At 67.2% G+C, this 15,234-nt stretch carries 21 protein-coding genes; 19 read left to right on the plus strand and 2 right to left on the minus strand.

Annotated features, from left to right (window positions below):
• Positions 1-20: 20 nt before the first annotated feature.
• The 19 genes from CUR96_RS17215 to CUR96_RS17305 all read left to right on the plus strand — a co-directional run bounded on the left by CUR96_RS17215 (position 21) and on the right by CUR96_RS17305 (position 13,652).
• The gene (locus CUR96_RS17215) at positions 21-308 is read left to right on the plus strand and encodes a WXG100 family type VII secretion target (protein WP_102194568.1); all 288 of its coding nucleotides are present in this window, start codon (positions 21-23) and stop codon (positions 306-308) included.
• 76 nt (positions 309-384) lie between these two features.
• Complete coding sequence (locus tag CUR96_RS17220) at positions 385-723, plus strand: flagellar protein FlgN (RefSeq protein ID WP_102194569.1); 339 nt, start codon at positions 385-387, stop codon at positions 721-723.
• A gap of 1 nt (position 724) precedes the next feature.
• On the plus strand, positions 725-1,990 hold the full coding sequence (locus CUR96_RS17225; RefSeq protein ID WP_102194570.1) for a hypothetical protein: 1,266 nt from the start codon (positions 725-727) through the stop codon (positions 1,988-1,990).
• Positions 1,990-2,535 carry a hypothetical protein gene (locus CUR96_RS17230; RefSeq protein ID WP_102194571.1) on the plus strand — a complete coding sequence of 182 codons (546 nt, stop codon included), beginning with the start codon at positions 1,990-1,992 and terminating at the stop codon, positions 2,533-2,535. Before CUR96_RS17225 ends, CUR96_RS17230 begins: the two co-directional genes overlap by 1 nt.
• Positions 2,522-3,139 carry a hypothetical protein gene (locus CUR96_RS17235; protein ID WP_102194572.1) on the plus strand — a complete coding sequence of 206 codons (618 nt, stop codon included), beginning with the start codon at positions 2,522-2,524 and terminating at the stop codon, positions 3,137-3,139. Before CUR96_RS17230 ends, CUR96_RS17235 begins: the two co-directional genes overlap by 14 nt.
• Before the next feature lie 191 nt (positions 3,140-3,330).
• Positions 3,331-4,014 (plus strand): hypothetical protein, encoded by a 684-nt coding sequence (locus CUR96_RS17240; RefSeq protein WP_146008176.1) that lies wholly within the window; start codon positions 3,331-3,333, stop codon positions 4,012-4,014.
• A gap of 62 nt (positions 4,015-4,076) precedes the next feature.
• The gene (locus tag CUR96_RS17245; RefSeq protein WP_146008177.1) at positions 4,077-5,135 is read left to right on the plus strand and encodes a hypothetical protein; all 1,059 of its coding nucleotides are present in this window, start codon (positions 4,077-4,079) and stop codon (positions 5,133-5,135) included.
• Positions 5,136-5,250: 115 nt separating this feature from the next.
• Positions 5,251-5,538 carry a WXG100 family type VII secretion target gene (locus CUR96_RS17250; protein ID WP_102194568.1) on the plus strand — a complete coding sequence of 96 codons (288 nt, stop codon included), beginning with the start codon at positions 5,251-5,253 and terminating at the stop codon, positions 5,536-5,538.
• 158 nt (positions 5,539-5,696) lie between these two features.
• Complete coding sequence (locus tag CUR96_RS17255) at positions 5,697-6,035, plus strand: hypothetical protein (protein ID WP_102194575.1); 339 nt, start codon at positions 5,697-5,699, stop codon at positions 6,033-6,035.
• A gap of 10 nt (positions 6,036-6,045) precedes the next feature.
• Entirely contained in the window at positions 6,046-7,356 is a 1,311-nt protein-coding gene (locus tag CUR96_RS17260; protein WP_102194576.1) for a hypothetical protein, read from the plus strand.
• The gene (locus CUR96_RS17265; protein WP_102194577.1) at positions 7,353-7,958 is read left to right on the plus strand and encodes a hypothetical protein; all 606 of its coding nucleotides are present in this window, start codon (positions 7,353-7,355) and stop codon (positions 7,956-7,958) included. The genes CUR96_RS17260 and CUR96_RS17265 overlap by 4 nt, the downstream gene beginning before the upstream one ends.
• Before the next feature lie 28 nt (positions 7,959-7,986).
• Complete coding sequence (locus tag CUR96_RS17270; protein ID WP_102194578.1) at positions 7,987-8,871, plus strand: hypothetical protein; 885 nt, start codon at positions 7,987-7,989, stop codon at positions 8,869-8,871.
• Positions 8,868-9,536, plus strand: coding sequence for a hypothetical protein (locus tag CUR96_RS17275; RefSeq protein ID WP_102194579.1), 669 nt, complete (start codon positions 8,868-8,870; stop codon positions 9,534-9,536). The genes CUR96_RS17270 and CUR96_RS17275 overlap by 4 nt, the downstream gene beginning before the upstream one ends.
• A gap of 79 nt (positions 9,537-9,615) precedes the next feature.
• Positions 9,616-9,948, plus strand: a complete 333-nt coding sequence (locus tag CUR96_RS17280) for a flagellar protein FlgN (protein ID WP_102194580.1) — start codon at positions 9,616-9,618, stop codon at positions 9,946-9,948.
• A 15-nt stretch (positions 9,949-9,963) separates the two neighbouring features.
• A complete protein-coding gene (locus tag CUR96_RS17285; protein ID WP_102194581.1) occupies positions 9,964-11,205 on the plus strand; it encodes a hypothetical protein in 1,242 nt (413 codons plus the stop codon).
• Positions 11,202-11,804, plus strand: coding sequence for a hypothetical protein (locus tag CUR96_RS17290; RefSeq protein ID WP_102194582.1), 603 nt, complete (start codon positions 11,202-11,204; stop codon positions 11,802-11,804). The genes CUR96_RS17285 and CUR96_RS17290 overlap by 4 nt, the downstream gene beginning before the upstream one ends.
• The gene (locus CUR96_RS17295) at positions 11,801-12,616 is read left to right on the plus strand and encodes a hypothetical protein (RefSeq protein WP_102194583.1); all 816 of its coding nucleotides are present in this window, start codon (positions 11,801-11,803) and stop codon (positions 12,614-12,616) included. Before CUR96_RS17290 ends, CUR96_RS17295 begins: the two co-directional genes overlap by 4 nt.
• Positions 12,613-13,251: a protein TPRXL gene (locus CUR96_RS17300; RefSeq protein WP_102194584.1), complete on the plus strand. Its 639-nt coding sequence runs from the start codon at positions 12,613-12,615 to the stop codon at positions 13,249-13,251. Before CUR96_RS17295 ends, CUR96_RS17300 begins: the two co-directional genes overlap by 4 nt.
• 113 nt (positions 13,252-13,364) lie before the next feature.
• On the plus strand, positions 13,365-13,652 hold the full coding sequence (locus CUR96_RS17305) for a WXG100 family type VII secretion target (RefSeq protein ID WP_102194568.1): 288 nt from the start codon (positions 13,365-13,367) through the stop codon (positions 13,650-13,652).
• Between the two features lie 62 nt (positions 13,653-13,714).
• Here the strand turns inward: CUR96_RS17305 and CUR96_RS17310 are convergent, their stop codons facing one another.
• On the minus strand, positions 13,715-14,185 hold the full coding sequence (locus tag CUR96_RS17310; protein ID WP_102194585.1) for a recombinase family protein: 471 nt from the start codon (positions 14,183-14,185) through the stop codon (positions 13,715-13,717).
• A 54-nt stretch (positions 14,186-14,239) separates the two neighbouring features.
• The gene (locus tag CUR96_RS17315) at positions 14,240-15,229 is read right to left on the minus strand and encodes a malate dehydrogenase (protein WP_102194586.1); all 990 of its coding nucleotides are present in this window, start codon (positions 15,227-15,229) and stop codon (positions 14,240-14,242) included.
• Positions 15,230-15,234: the final 5 nt, after the last annotated feature.

Consider the following 15,234-nt stretch of genomic DNA (forward strand, 5'->3'; position numbering starts at 1 on the left):
TTTGAGTAGAGGAGTTGATGATGGCTGATTTCGGTGCATCTTATGCGGAGATGGAGCAGGTGGCGTCGTCGCTGTCGCAGGCTCGTGATGACATTCAGGGGCAGTTGGACACGCTGAAGGGTCAGGTCGACACCCTTCTGGGTGAAGACTTCAAGACGCAGCACGCGTCGGGCAAGTTCGGTGAGGGGTATGGCGAGCTGACCACGGGTCTGAAGACTGCGGTGGATGGTATCAACGACATGTCCGAGTCGCTGCTCGGGATGATGCGCGCGATCCAGGATCTGGACACGCAGCTCGCCGGCGGCTGAACCGCAGAACAGGTTTCGGAGCGGGTCGGTCCACAGGCCGGCCCGCTCCTTCTGAGATCGTCCAGGAGGGGTTCCCATGGGTCAGGACATCAACATCCCGATGTCGGATCTTGAGCGACTCAACACATCGTTGAAGAACATCGTCGACGAGTTCGAGCACGCCGGTTCGCGCAGCAATGCGCTCGAATCGGCGATCGGCTCTCCGCATGGCGAGGATTCGCTGCGGAACGAGGTCGACCGGTTCGAGGACGCGTGGAATGACAAACGCGACACGCTGAAGGAAGACCTGCAGAGCGTGCTCGAGCGAGTCCAGGATTTCGTGAAGGCCTGGACCGATTTCGACCTCGAGGCAGCGGCGAACCTCGACACGTCGGAGAACAAGCCGCAGGTCGAGAAGAACGCGGAAGGGAAGTAGCGTGGACCGATCGCCGACTGCAGGAAAACACTACGAGATCATCGCGATCAGCGGAGATGCGTACACGATCGAGCGCCGCGGCATCGAGATCGAAAGTCTCGGTGACCAGATGATCGCTGCCGCCGACCTTCTCGACAAGATCGCGCTGGGTGCAGAGTGCCGCGGAAAGAGCCTCGATGCGCTCAAAGACGATGTCGATGACGTGAAGTCCGACTTGCGCAAGGCGGGCGAACGCTACCAGCCGAGCGGCACCCACATCCTCGAGTACGGGCGCGCGCTCGAGGGAGTCCAGACGACGATCAACGGGCTGCTCCCAGAGCTGGAGCGTCTCTGGGGTGCCTACCAGACCACGGCCGGCAGCTTCGCCGACGATTCGCAGCTGCCTCCGCCAGAGGAGGGCGAGTCTGCGGACGATCGCACCAGCCAGGCCGATGTCGACACCGACCGCGACGCGTGGAAGGACAAGGCCGTCGAGTATGAGGCCGCCTACGACACGTGGTGGAGTGCGTACGAGAAAGCGCGCAAGGGCATCCAGGGTGCGAACGATCGTGGCGTCGAGGACTCGCCGTGGGACGACATGCTCCCCGCCCTCGAGGTCCTCGGCGACATCCTCTCGTACGCGGGCATCATCCTCGCCATCGCGGCCTGCATCATCGGCGGTCCGTTCATTCTCGCCGCGGCCCTCGTCGGCCTGGCGGCGCTTCTCGTCACGATCGTGAAGGTGGCGAACGGACGCGGCAACGGGTGGGACATCGTCGTCGCGGCCATCGGCGTGTTCCCCTTCGGCAAGGCATTCGCGCTCGTCAAGGGAATGCGCGCGATGCCCGCTTTCAGCACCCTCGGACGCGGTCTGCTCAGCATGGGCGGTGACGTGGTCGGTGCCGGGTGGAAGAACGGTTCCAAGCTCGCCGGACTGATCGATGAGGGTCAGCTGGTGCGTGTTCTGCATGACAGCGGGGCACTCAACCGCAACGGGACTCGCGTTCTGCAGGGCTTCTTCAACGGTCTCGATTCGCCTTCGGCGCTCACCCGCCTGCTGCGCGGCAACGAGGGCGCCTGGACGCAGCAGGTCAGCGACGCGGCGGCGGGGCTCTCGAACAAGGCGACCGACAATCTGGTCGACTTCCTCAGCGGGGCCACAAACGGCGGGATGATGCAGGACATGCTCTCCGGCGGTCGCCCGGCGCTGGACTTCCTCGACGGCCTGGGCAAGGGCGGCTTCGGTTTCGGCTACGACCGTGCGACCGGCGGATGGGGTATCGGCTGATGCGTCCGATCGAGGTCACGTTGGATGACAGGTGGCTGCTCGCCATCCCGACCGGCGATATCGACTCCTGGGCCACGACGAGTGCCGACACGCTCCAATCCGAACCGGACCGGTCGCGCGATGAGATCGTGGCTGCGCTGACGGGGTTCGCCGAAAGTGCTGACCGATCGGCCTTCGCGAATCTCCTTTACTGCCCGGACGGCCTCCCCGGCCGTGCGCTCGTCGCCGTGTATGCGGCGGCGACGGACCTCCGCTCGCTCGAAGACCTCCCCGAGCTCGCACCCGCCGCGCTCCCGCGCCAGGTGCTGCCCCTGCGTGATCATGAGCTCTCAACGGGACGAGTCATCTCCACCGTCACGCAGGTGCCTGACGTCGGCATCGTCGGGACGCTCCAGTACGAGCTGCTTCGGGACGACGTGCTGCTCGAGGTCGTCATCACCAGTCCGAGCCTTCCGCATCTGGGTGCTGGAATGCCGGTTTTCGAGGAGCTCATCGAACGGATCATCGTCGGACGCCCGGAGGAGTCAGAACTTGTCACTGCGTGAGGAGCTCCTGGGGCTCGCCCCGACCGTACCGCTGTTTCGCATGCTGCTCCCCCCGGAGTGGGCGAGTTTCCCGGTCACACCGGAGCTGGGCGACGAGTTCGAGCATCGAGCGCGAGCCGTGTTCGCCCGCGCGGGACGCCCCGACCTCGATGGCGTCTTCACCGGACAGCTGAAGCAGGCGATGAACGGACTCGTCGGATCCGGCGCGAAGTACGTGTTCCTTCCCACGGAACGGGCAGAGGGCAAGAATCCGCTGTCGCTCTCGATGATCGCCACCTTCATCGACTCGCCTGATGCGTCCCTCGACGAGTGGGTGATGGCGCGTGTTCGCGAGGGGGCGGAACTCCTCGATGCGGAGGGCCGCATCCTCTACTGGCGGACGCTGCGACCAGGACTGGACGGGGAGACCCAACGAGCTCAATGCACCTATGTGATCCCCGTCCCCGGAACGGAGCGCAAGAAGGCGCTCATTCTCACGGGTTCCACGATCGTCGCTGTCGACGCGCCCGAGAACGACGAGTACCTCGGGGCGGTCCACATGATCTTCGACGCGATGGCCTCCACTGTCACCTGGGTCGTCGACGAACCGGTTCCTGCGCCGTGAAGCCCGTCGTTCGTCTTCGAGGCGAGGACGCCGATGTCCGTGCAGTCGCAAGGGAAGCGGTCGCCGCCCTGCAGAGCGGTGGTGCTGACGCGCAGCTGTTCGGGCGCTTCCGGTCGCTGAACGATCGGCGTCGGCGGACGGTGGCCGCGCAGGCATCTGGTCCGCCCGCCGTCCAAGCCGCCTCAGCCCCCGTGAGAAGGCCGGAAGGTGGCGCCTATCGCGTGCTGTGGGCGACGCTCCTGGCGGTCGGACTCACCGCAGCCCTCACCGCCGCTGTCATGCTCGGTCCGGCCGGACGCAAGAACACGTTCGTCTCCGCCGACCTCGCCGTGGCGGTGGCCATCCCGGCCGCTGCCGTGGCGATCGCGATACTGCTCGTCGCGCTCCTGCTCCGGGTGCCTGATGCGCGCAAGGCCGCTGGTGCTGAGACCATGGCGGTCCTCGTCGGTGTTCCTGTCCTCGGCATCCTCGTCTTCCGAGTCGTCGCGGGCGTCTCCGACGAACGCGGATTCGCCTCGGAGACTCTTCTCTGGTGGATTCCGGCCATGGTGGTCATCACGCTTCTGCTGCTCGGCATCGCCGTGCGCAATGACGTCGTGCGTCGGTCCGAGGCTCGGAACCCCGTGTCGAGGCGCCCGGTGATGGCATCGAGCGTCGACCGCGACGAGCTGCGCCGCGCTGCCGAGAGTCTGGCGGCCCTGCCGACGACGAGCGCTACGCGAGAGCACTGGAACGCCAGCCTCACGACGCTGGAGCGTCGAGACCTCCCCTCTGAGACGATCGCACAGGCACGAGCGATGACTCCGGCGGCGTGGCTTGCATGGATCTGCTACGACGGCGAGATCGACGTCTCCGGTGTGATGCCCCGACGCTGATCCGGTTTGGAGTCATGGAGCGTGGTCGACCAAGGCAATCGGCGGGGAGTCGAGGGCGACGAGTGGCAGGTGTGACACCCCTCGAGTTCGACACGACGGCGCTGCGCGAACCGCTCGACGCCTCCGCGGCGCATGTGGAAGCGGAGCGGCGCGTACGCGAGATCGCCGGGAAGAGGGGCAGGTCTCTGCTCGCCACGCGGATCGTCGTCCGCTACGTCGTCCTGGTGGTCGGATTCGGGATCCTGGCATCGCTCTTCGCCCTCGTCGTCCAGATGATCTTCGGCGGTTCGGGTGCCAACGTGTACACCTGGCTCATCGGTGCGGTGATGATGGTCCCGCTGGCCGTGGCACAGATCAGGACGGAGCTCAGGACGCGGCGCGACGAGGAGGAGCGCTGGTACCGGCTCACCCGGTTCGCGGCAGCGAACTCGCTTTCATACGCTCCGTTCCGGGAGAACCCGGAGCTTCCGGCCTCGCTGTTCCGCCGGGGAGGGTCCCGCGCCATCCGCGACGGCCTCGCGTCCGGCGCCGGCGGACTCGAGGTCGCGAACTACGGCTACGAGAAGATGACCGCGCGCACGCGCATGCAGCACACCGCCTGTTTCGTCGCGTTCGACGCTCCGCCCGAGCTCCCGCCCATGACTCTGATCACCCGCCTCGGCGACGTGTGGGGTCAGCCTGCCGTTGCGCCCCCGGCTCAGCGCGAGCAGGGGATCGACGCCGAGTTCGACAAGCACGTGACGGTGTTCTGCGAACCCCGTCACGAGTCGGCCGCGCGCCGGGTGCTCACGGCGCCCGTGCGGGACGCTCTGCTGCAGCTCGCGTCGAGTTGCGACATCGAGGTGATCGGCGGACGCATCTTCATCATCGCGCGCCGCGAGCTCGCGCTCACCGGCACCGCGTTCTGGCGCTGGGTCGAAGATCTCGCGGTGCTCGTCGGATCCGTGCTGGTGCGCTCCGCGTCCGTCGACGACGCCACCCGGGCAGGTTGGGAACAGCGCCGCCAGGAGCGGTTGGCATTGTTCGCGCCGCCGCCGTCCGGCAGGGCCTTCGTGATCGGATGCCTGATCCCCGCGGTGTTCGGTATCGTCGCCGCGGCGCTGACGGCACAGCTGGTCTGAGGCGTCGCTCCATTCGCATGGGGAGTTGTCCCCATCGACGCACCAGACGGATGTTCCGTATGGTGTAGGTATCGGGCCGGAGGGGTTCGAGGATTTTGAGTAGAGGGAGTTGACGATGGCTGATTTCGGTGCATCTTATGCGGAGATGGAGCAGGTGGCGTCGTCGCTGTCGCAGGCTCGTGATGACATTCAGGGGCAGTTGGACACCCTGAAGGGTCAGGTCGACACCCTTCTGGGTGAGGACTTCAAGACGCAGCACGCGTCGGGCAAGTTCGGTGAGGGTTATGGCGAGCTGACCACGGGTCTGAAGACTGCGGTGGATGGTATCAACGACATGTCCGAGTCGCTGCTCGGGATGATGCGTGCGATCCAGGATCTGGACACGCAGCTCGCCGGCGGCTGAACCACGGCAGCGTTTCCAGAGGGGGTCGACCATGACGGTCGACCCCCTCTGTCGTTGCAGGCGCAGGGCGGGAACGACAGGTGCATGGGGAGTAGTCCCCATCGCGCATGCCGGGTCTTCGCACTAGCGTCGAAGAGTCCGGAGGCGAAGGAGGGGTCATGGCAGGGGAACGGGTACTCATACCGATCGAGGACTTGCAGGTGACGAGCGACCAGCTCACGGCGATCATCGCGGAGCTGGAGTCTGCCGGATCGAAGCAGGACGACGTCGAGCAGGCAGTGGACAGGCCGTACGGGGACGGCCGGCTGAAGGACCGCTGCCACGACTTCGAGGGCAGCTGGAACGACAGCAGGGACAAGCTCCTGACCAAGCTGAAGGAAGTCGCAGAACGAGTCAAGGGCACCGTCGACGAGGTCACCAAGCTGGACCTCGAGATCGCGTCATCGATGGAGCAGTCCGATTCCGGATCTTCGGGTCACCAGCCCGTAGCGGTGTAGGGAGAGGCGCATGCAGACGAATAAGGGACGCGACGTCGAGGTCGTCGCCGGAGACGCGGAAGCCATCGCGACGCGCGGCACGGAGATCAAGGAACTCGGCGACAGCATGGTGGCCGCCGCGGTGACGCTCAAGGGCATCAAGGACGACAAGATCGCGGGCGAAGGCTACGCGATGGACAAGATCAAGGACGTCGTCGGCGATGTCCACAAGGATCTCGACGAGGCCGGCAGGCGGTACAAGCCCGCCGGCTCCACCCTCGGCACCTATGCGACCGCGCTGGAGACGGCGCAGGGCCACATGCGCACCATCGTCGCCGACTGCCAGGCGAGTCTCACCGCGCTTCAGACAGCGCAGTCCGACGCCGCGGATGCGGCGTCGGCGCTGGACGCGCACGAGAACTCCACGCAGCTGAACCCGCCGAAGCCGGAGGATGCGGCCGCGAGCACGACCGCGGGGAACAACCTCGCCAGCGAGGCGTCGGGAGCGGCATCCGCCCTGTCCACCGCGCGGACGACGCACGAGGACAATCTCGATGCGTTCGACGGCGAGTACGACACCTGGCACGAAGCCTACGAGACGGCTGTCAGCGATCTGCATGACGCGAACGAGATCGGCGAGGACTCCCGTTGGGAGAACATCGCCGGTGTCCTCGCGGTCATCTCGGAGTGGGTGAGCTGGATCGGGCTCGCCATCGCCGTGCTCGGGCTGATCATCGGCGGGCCGTTCTTCCTCATCGCTGCGCTCGTCGTCGGCGTGATCGCGCTGGCGCTCACCGTGGCGCTGATGTTCGACGGCCGGAAGGGCTGGGGTGATCTGGCCTGGGCGATCGTCGGCATCCTCCCCATCGGAAAGCTCGGGAAGATCTTCAAGGGGAACGCGAAGTTCGTCGACGAGTTCGTGGCCCAGTTCCGCAACCCGGTTCAGCAGATGACGAGACTGCGCGGGTTGTCCGGCACCGGCAGCCCGTGGTCCGGAATCGTCGCGAACAACTTCAGCGCATACGCCAGCCGCGTCGCCGGAGTCCCGCGTCACGGCGCGAACTGGCAGGCCGGTCTGACCGAGCGGTTCCTGTTCGGCGCCAATCGCTCGTTCGGTGTGGCCTTCAGCGATGCGGTCGCCTCCACCGGGCCGCGCTTCCAGGAGACCCTCACGAACGCGCTCCCCGCCGGCCTCCGCGCCATTGCGGATGCCCCGACGAACTCGACCTGGGAAGCCGTCTGGAACACGTACAAGTGGGGCGACCGGATGGTCGCGGTGGGCAACGGCTCGCCCTCCGGTGGGCTCTCGCCGGCCGGACTCGTCAACGGACTGTTCCGGTGACCGCAGCGACCGACATCACCTGGGAGCTCGACTACGACGCAGCGTGGTTCATCGCGCTGCCGGCTGCCTCCCAGATCGCGCACGATCCGATGGTGCTCGATGGATGGATGCAGGGCTGCCTCGAGCGCTTCGCCGCCCAGCCGGGCGTGGGCGCGGATGAACTGGCAACTCTCAGGGCCACCGCGGAAGCCCTCGCGGCGCAGATCCGGCCGGATCAGACGCAGCTGTGGTTCGCGCCTCGCGGCCTGTACAGCGACCTGCTCGTCTCGATCGCCGTGGCGCCGGTCGGAGCCGTGGGAGCGACGACGGATGATCTCTTCGAGGGGGCGAGTTTCGCAACGGCCGTGGATGCCATGCCGTTGCGCACCGACACCCACGGGGGCGGCTACCTGATCCGCCGGAGCGAGGTCGTTCCTGCGGAACCACCGCTCCTCGTGGAGCAGTGGACCGTGCGTCTCAACGACGGCACCTCGAGCATCCTGATCGACACTCTCGGAACGACCCTGCCGGCATTCGTCCTCTTCGAGGAGCAGCTGCTGAGGCTGATCTCGGGGATCATCCTGCCGGGTTCTGCGACTCAGGTCGCACATGGCCCAGACTGAAGTGGAGAGCGCAGTCGAAGGAGCCCGAATGAGCAGAGTGACCACCCTCGTTGCTGACGAAGAGGCCTTTCTTGCGCGCAACCCCGAGATCGGCGAGATCCATGCGGATGCCGTGCGGGCCGGCCGGGAATCCGTCCTCGCGCTGATCGACGCTCACGGTGCGTTGGGGGCGTCGGATGAGCGTCGTTTCAACCGCGAGGTCGAGGAACTGCAGCGTCGGTCGTTGGTCGATTACGCGCGGCGCGTTCACGGCCTGTTGGCCGAGACGGAGGTCGCGCCGTGGCGGGCCGAGGTGGATCGCCTCTCCTCCAACCCGCGGAACGACCTTCTGCGCCAGGTGGGAGTACCGGGGGCGGTTCTTCTTCTCGACGCGATGGAGCCGGTCCCGGACCCCGGGCCGGTGACCGGGTCCTTCGACGAGGCTCTGGCTGCGATAGCCGACCGCTGCACGTGCGGATACGCGCGAGAGCGGGTGGTCCCGCGGACCCTGTGCATCGTCTGCTCCATGGCCATCAGCGAGGCGTGGCAGGTCGAAGAGCGACGCCTCCTCGATCGTCTTCCAGACATGGCGGCAGAGCTCGATCAGATCATCGACGCAGTGATCGACCGGCACGCCGATCTCTGGAATGCGCCGCAGGAGGGCTTCTCGGACCTGGCGGCAGGAATCCGGCGCAAGGCCCTTCGGCGCGTCGCCCGGGTGAACAAGGCGCACCGCGACGCGAAAGCGCATCAGGACCCCGCACGATGGGACGAACTGGCGGCACTCGCCGTCCGCGACGCACGCCCGGTCGTGCAGGGGGAAGCGAAGCGCTGGAGACGGAGCGGCTGGGGAACGGCTCGGATGAGCGCGATCGCGCTCCGGGACAACGCAGAGGTGAAAGCACGCATGGCTCAGAAAGCGCGGATCAGATGAGCGAGATGAACGACCTGGGAGTGGAGCTCCGGTACGGCATCCCTCCGTTCCGGTTCGTGCTGCCGCCGGGGTGGGTGACCCATCTGCCGACCAATGCGGGGCAGCAGGAGGACGTCCGCAAGGCGAGCGCGATCTTCATGCACGCCGGACGCCCTGATCTCGACGCCGAGTTCCGCGGCATGATGGCCCGCGCCAACCAGGGCATGCGTCAGACCAAGGTGTTCGCCGTCTATCGGCAGGAGGACGTGCCGATGGACGAGCTGCTTCCGCTCAGCATCACGGCCTCCGCCTTGACCGCTCCGGATGGTGAGAACCTTGACGCCTGGGTCTCGGAGGCGTTCCGGACACGCGGAGCCGTTTTCCTCGACGAGCACCTGAAGCACATCGTCCGGTGGGCGTCGGAGTCGACGCGCCCGGCCGGGGCTGCGGCGATCGACGGCGTGAGCGGGCGCAATCTCACGTACGTCATCCCAGTGCCGGGCACTCTCCGGCGCAAAGCACTCGTCTTCACCTCGACGATAGTGATTCCCGATGGTGCGGTGATCTCCGACGACGTGCTGAACGGCATCGAGCTCCTCAGCGACGCGATGGTCTCCACGTTCGCATGGGAGCAGCTCGTGGAGGAGCCGGCGGTGGCCGCCTTGTCGAACGCCGCGGACGACTGACGGGGAGGTCGATGGGGAGTTGTCCCCATCGACCTCGTCGGTACTCGCTCGGTAACCTCGACTCGACGGGAGGGTCACGATGACTGATGGGGTCTGGGTCAAATACACCGAGCTGAATCAGGTGAACGAGAAGCTGAAGCGCATCGTCACCGAGCTCGAAGAGGCAGGGTCCCGCACCGAGGACTTGCAGGACGCGATCGGGAGCGGCTATCCCTATCAGCGGCTCAGTGACAAGGTGCACGACTTCGAGGGGCAGTGGGACGACCGCCGCCGTGACCTCACCCGTGACATCAAGAAAGTGCAGGAGCATTTCCAGGGCGTCCTGGACGGCCTCGAAGACTGGGATTCCAGCACCGCCGCGCAGTTCGAGGTCGATGCGACCGGCGACAACCACACACCGCAGCCGGTCTGAGCGAAGGACGAGCCCATGGTCATGCCTTTTTCTCCCGCCGGGCGCGGGATATGCGATCTCAGCGGAGATGCCGCGACGATCCGTCGCCGTGGAAACGAGATCACCTCGCTGGGGAACCAGATGATCGACGGTGCCGACTTCCTCGCGTCTCTGGCCGAGCAGACGACGGAGCAGCGCGGCAAGGCGGTCGAGAAGCTCCGCGAGATCGTCGGAGACACCCACGTGGAGCTACGGCGGGCCGGACGCATGTACCAGCCGACAGGGCCGGTTCTCGTGTCGTACGCCACGAGCCTCGCCGAGGCGCAACCGCGGGTGAACGCCGCTGTCACGGAGTGCCGGACGCTCTGGAGCGCATATGACGGTGCGCCCGGCCTCATGCCGGGCGAGCGGGGGCCCGTCCCGGACGACCAAGAGGGCACTCCGGAGGCGGAGGAGCAAGCCGACCAGGATGCGGCCAAGCAGGATAAGTACGAGGCGTTCATCGCCCAGGCGCGGATCTTCGATTCGGAGATCGACACCTGGGAGGATGCCTTCGACACGGCCGTGAGCGGCATCGGGGACATCCTCGACGGGAGCATCGAAGACGGCTTCTGGGACGACGTCGACGGCTTCGTCGCAGGTACGCTGCAGGTGCTTCAGGTCATCGGCATCATCGTCGCGATCGCCGGGATCATCATCGGCGGCCCGATCATCGCGCTCATCGCCGGCATCGTGGGCGTGCTCACCCTCGCGCTCACGATCTACCAGTTCTGTCGCAGCGATACGGGGATGACAGAGCTCATCCTCGCCATCGTGGGCGTCATCCCGTTCGGCAGCATGGGCAAACTCTTCCAGGGAGGCGCGGGACGACTGGCGTTCCTGGGCGACACGTTCATGGCGTTCAAGCCTTCCAGCTGGACGGCCGCGATCTCGCAGGGCCAGAACCTGACCATGATCAGCCGGTTCGCCGGCGGTGGCTTCAGCGGATTGCTCGCCGGAGGACGGGAGTTCCTCACGATGAACAATCCTGCCGGCGTCGGCGACGTCATGACCCGCCTGATGTTCGGCAAAGACGTCAAGGGGCTCACGGGCATGATCGACGCGATGTCGGGCGGCGCGAACGGGTTCTGCAACTCGACGACGATCGCGGCCGGCTGGGAGTTCGCGTACACCGTCATCTCCGGCTCGTGGAAGCTCGGCGACAAGATCGCGACCTGGACGGGCAACGGCGGCAAGGGGCCGAGCGGCTCTGTGCCGTGGGTGGGGGCGGTGCTGTGAGCGCGGTCTGGGTCCTCGACGGGGAGAGCGTGAACCCGGGTTGGCTTCCGGTCCCCGAGACGATCGACGACGCCTGGGTCGCGGCGAACGCCGCTGAGCTGCGGAGTGCATGGGGCGATGCGTGGCTTCCGGTGCACGACGAGCTCGTCCCCGCGATACTGCGTGCCGGGCCGGCGCACCGTCGACCCGAGGACGCCTTCTGCTTCCAGATCTGGCCTGCGAGCGGGCCGGTCTGCCTGTTCGTGCACGCCGCCGTCGGCCGACTCGACCCGGCGATCGATCTCCCCGCCCCCGGCGACGCGCTGCTGTACCAGGCCGCCGGACTCGGTGCCGGACTGCAGGTCCCTTTCGTCCAACGCGTCGCGGACACTGAAGTCCTCGGACTCGAGTACTTGTTTCAGGCTGCCGAGCAGGCAGTGACGGTCCTGGTCGAGCCGACGCTTCCGGAACTCCTGCAGCCGCTGATGCCGGCGATCCACTCGTTCGTGCAGTCGTTGACGCTCACCGCCTCCGACGGCCGCCGGTTCGAGGCCGTGCCGCCTGGGCTGCCCGAGGCGACGGCAGCAGCGTCCTGGCTTGATACTCTGACCGTACGATGACCTCTCCCTACGCGGACGCCCGGGAATGGGCGCGTGACCAGTCGTTGGCGAACACCCCGCGGCTCGCGCGGCTCGAAGCCTTCGCCTTTCAGCAGCATCCGGAGATCGCCGCCGGCTTCGGACCGGACGGCGCCTCGCTCGCCGCTCGCTGGAAGCCTCGATCCGTCGTGCGCTCAGGTGCCGGCATCGCATTCGCCCTGCTCGGCATCGCCGGGTTGATCGCGCCTCTCGCCGGGGTCGCCCTGTACGCGACCGGACTCTCGATGTTCGCTCTGGTCGATCCGCTTCCACCCGAGGTCGCCGTTCCGGGCGCCGGCATCTGTTTCGCCGTCGCCGTCGTCGCACAGCTCGTGCTGTGGTTCGCCTGGCTGCGTGAAGGAGCGACCTGGTCGCCAGGTACCTTGACGATGACGGCGGCCGCCGCCGTGATGGCCGGGTTCGCCGCGATCGGCCTGCCGCGGATCGCCGCGGACCGGGACTACGACCTCGGCGGATGGCTGTGGCCGATCATCGCGACGTTCGTCGTCGCGACGGCACTCACCGCAGCGATCCTGCTGCGCCGCAGGCACCGCGTCGCAGTCGTCGAGGACCCGGCCCCATCGGCGCCCACGCTGAGCGACCGGGAGCGAGGGCGGATGCTGGCGCGTGAGCTGCCGGAGCTCGAGCGGACGCGCATCCGCGCGGACCGCGACGACGCCCTGCGCATTCTTCACGAACGCGGCCTCCTTGACGAGGACACTCTGGCCCGCGCGCTCGCTGCCGACCTCGGCACGCTGTTCACCATGGATCCCATCGGGAGGGACGCGACGTGACTGATCTGAACGAGCGGGAGGAGAGGGTCAGTCTGCGAGAGACGCTCGGAGGCGAGCCCGATCCCGACTTCACCCTGGTGCTGCCACCCGGGTGGCAGCGCCGTGCCGTCACCCAGGCCGAGCAGGATCGGATGATCGGCGAGATGCGCGGGCGCCTGCTCACCGCGCACCGGCCGGAGCTGTACGCGCGGATGCGGCAGCTGACGACGGAGGCCTTCACGCAGATGCGGAAGGTCTCGACAGTGGCGATGTTCCTCCCGGTCGGAGAGGACGCGCTCTACCTGCCGGCATCCATCACCGCGAGCATCCTGCATGCCGAAGCGGGAGCGAATCTCGACCCCCTGGTGCGCACGATGATCGATCGCGACGGAGCGACACCGCTGCTCGGAGACAAGCGGATCCTGCGCGCTGAGCGGCAGACGACGCAGAGCCTGGACGGCGAGACGGCCGCTGTGACGACCGTCGTGCACCTCACGCCGGTTCCCGGCAGCGAGCGTCGGCGTGCGCTGCAGTTGACCACCGTGATCGTGCATCCCACGGATGTCCCCGCCGATGATCCGCCGCTGGTGGCGATGAAGGCGCTCGTCGATGTGTGCGCGTCGACGCTGAGTTGGTTGCCTGCACCCACGCCGTAGCGAGCGATGTCAGATGGGGAGTTGTCCCCATCGACAGTCTTGTTCGGGCTTCCGTATGGTGTAGGTATCGGGCCGGAGGGGTCCGGATCCATGACGAGTAGTGGGAGTTGATGATGGCTGATTTCGGTGCATCTTATGCGGAGATGGAGCAGGTGGCGTCGTCGCTGTCGCAGGCTCGTGATGACATTCAGGGGCAGTTGGACACCCTGAAGGGTCAGGTCGACACCCTTCTGGGTGAGGACTTCAAGACGCAGCACGCGTCGGGCAAGTTCGGTGAGGGTTATGGCGAGCTGACCACGGGTCTGAAGACTGCGGTGGATGGTATCAACGACATGTCCGAGTCGCTGCTCGGGATGATGCGTGCGATCCAGGATCTGGACACGCAGCTCGCCGGCGGCTGAACCACGGCAGCGTTTCCGGAGGGGGTCGACCATGACGGTCGGCCCCCTCTGGCGTTGAGTCGTCAGGCGCCGGCGTCGGCCAGGTGGCGGGAGTCGTGGCTGAGGACCTTCACCATAATGCCGCGGCGGCGCAGCTCGGCCACCGCGCGCGTGCCCTCCTCGGCATCGCGGCCGAGAGCGTTGACATTGGCCACCACCAGCACGTCGCCCGGCTTCAGGGTCGCGATGAGTCGTCCCAGCCGCTCGCCCCAGCTCTCCAGGATGTCGGGTGCAGGGTGACGGAATCCCTCGATCGGCACGCCGAAGCGGGTGAGATCCTCACGCTGCTTCACGACCGACGGCATCCCCTCGCGGGCGACCACCAGACCCACGAGTCGTGAGCCGTCCGGACGTGCCGACCAGAAGTCGCGGTTCTGCTGCAACTCGGTGAAGCACTTCGGGCACTCGGCCGCGGCATGCGGCAGATGCACCGGGCTGGTCCTGGCCTCGTCGACGGGCAGGGCCCCTGTCGTCAGATCGGTCGTATCGGTCATCGGCGCACCTCCAGCATCCATTCTGCCTTGCCGTGCCGACTTGTGGTGACCTGTTCAGAGCATCCCGAGGGCCCGCACCGCCTCGCGCTCCTCGACGAGCTCGGCGACGGAGGCGTCGACCCGCGCACGTGCCCATTCGCTGAGCTCCAGCCCTTCGACGATCTGCCATTCGCCGGCGACGGAACGCACGGGGAACGACGAGATCAGCCCCTCCGGAACTCCGTACTCGCCGCGGGAGACGACACCGGCACTGGTCCAGTCCTCGGTGCCGCGCACCCAGTCCCGCACGTGGTCGATCGTCGCGCTGGCGGCCGACGCCACAGACGACGAACCGCGCACCTCGATGATCTCGGCCCCGCGCTTCGCGACCCGCGGGATGAAGGTGTTCTCCAGCCACTCCGGCACATCGCCGACGATCGCGGCCAGTGCCTCCGACACCGGACGCCCGTCGACCGTGGCGTGCGACACATCGGGGAACTGCGTCGCCGAATGGTTGCCCCAGATCGGCACACGCTGGACACTCCCGACCCGCGCTCCCAGTACCTGGGCGAGCTGCGCCCTGGCCCGGTTCTCGTCGAGGCGGGTGAGGGCCGTGAAGCGCTCCGAGGGCACGCCGTCGGCGGACGCCGCCGCGATCAGCGCGTTCGTGTTCGCCGGGTTGCCGACGACCGTGACCCGGACCCCCGATGCCGCGTTGGCGGCGATCGCCGCGCCCTGCGGACCGAAGATCCCGGCGTTCGCGGCGAGCAGGTCCGCACGTTCCATGCCGGGACCACGGGGCCGGGCGCCCACGAGGAGGGCGAGGTCGCAGCCCTCGAAGCCGACAGCGGGGTCGTCCGTCACCTCGACGTGCTCGAGCAGGCCGAACGCGCCATCCTGGAGCTCGAGCGCCGCCCCTTCGGCGGCACCGAGGCCCTGCGGGATCTCCAGCAGCCGCAGCCGCACCTTCTCGTCCGGTCCGAGCATGTCGCCGGCCGCGATCCGGAAGAGCAGGGCATAGCCGATCTGTCCGCCGGCGCCGGTGATGGTGATCGTCGTCGTCATGATTC

It is taken from the genome of Microbacterium aurantiacum (genome assembly GCF_002872075.1).
Taxonomy (GTDB): domain Bacteria; phylum Actinomycetota; class Actinomycetes; order Actinomycetales; family Microbacteriaceae; genus Microbacterium; species Microbacterium aurantiacum_A.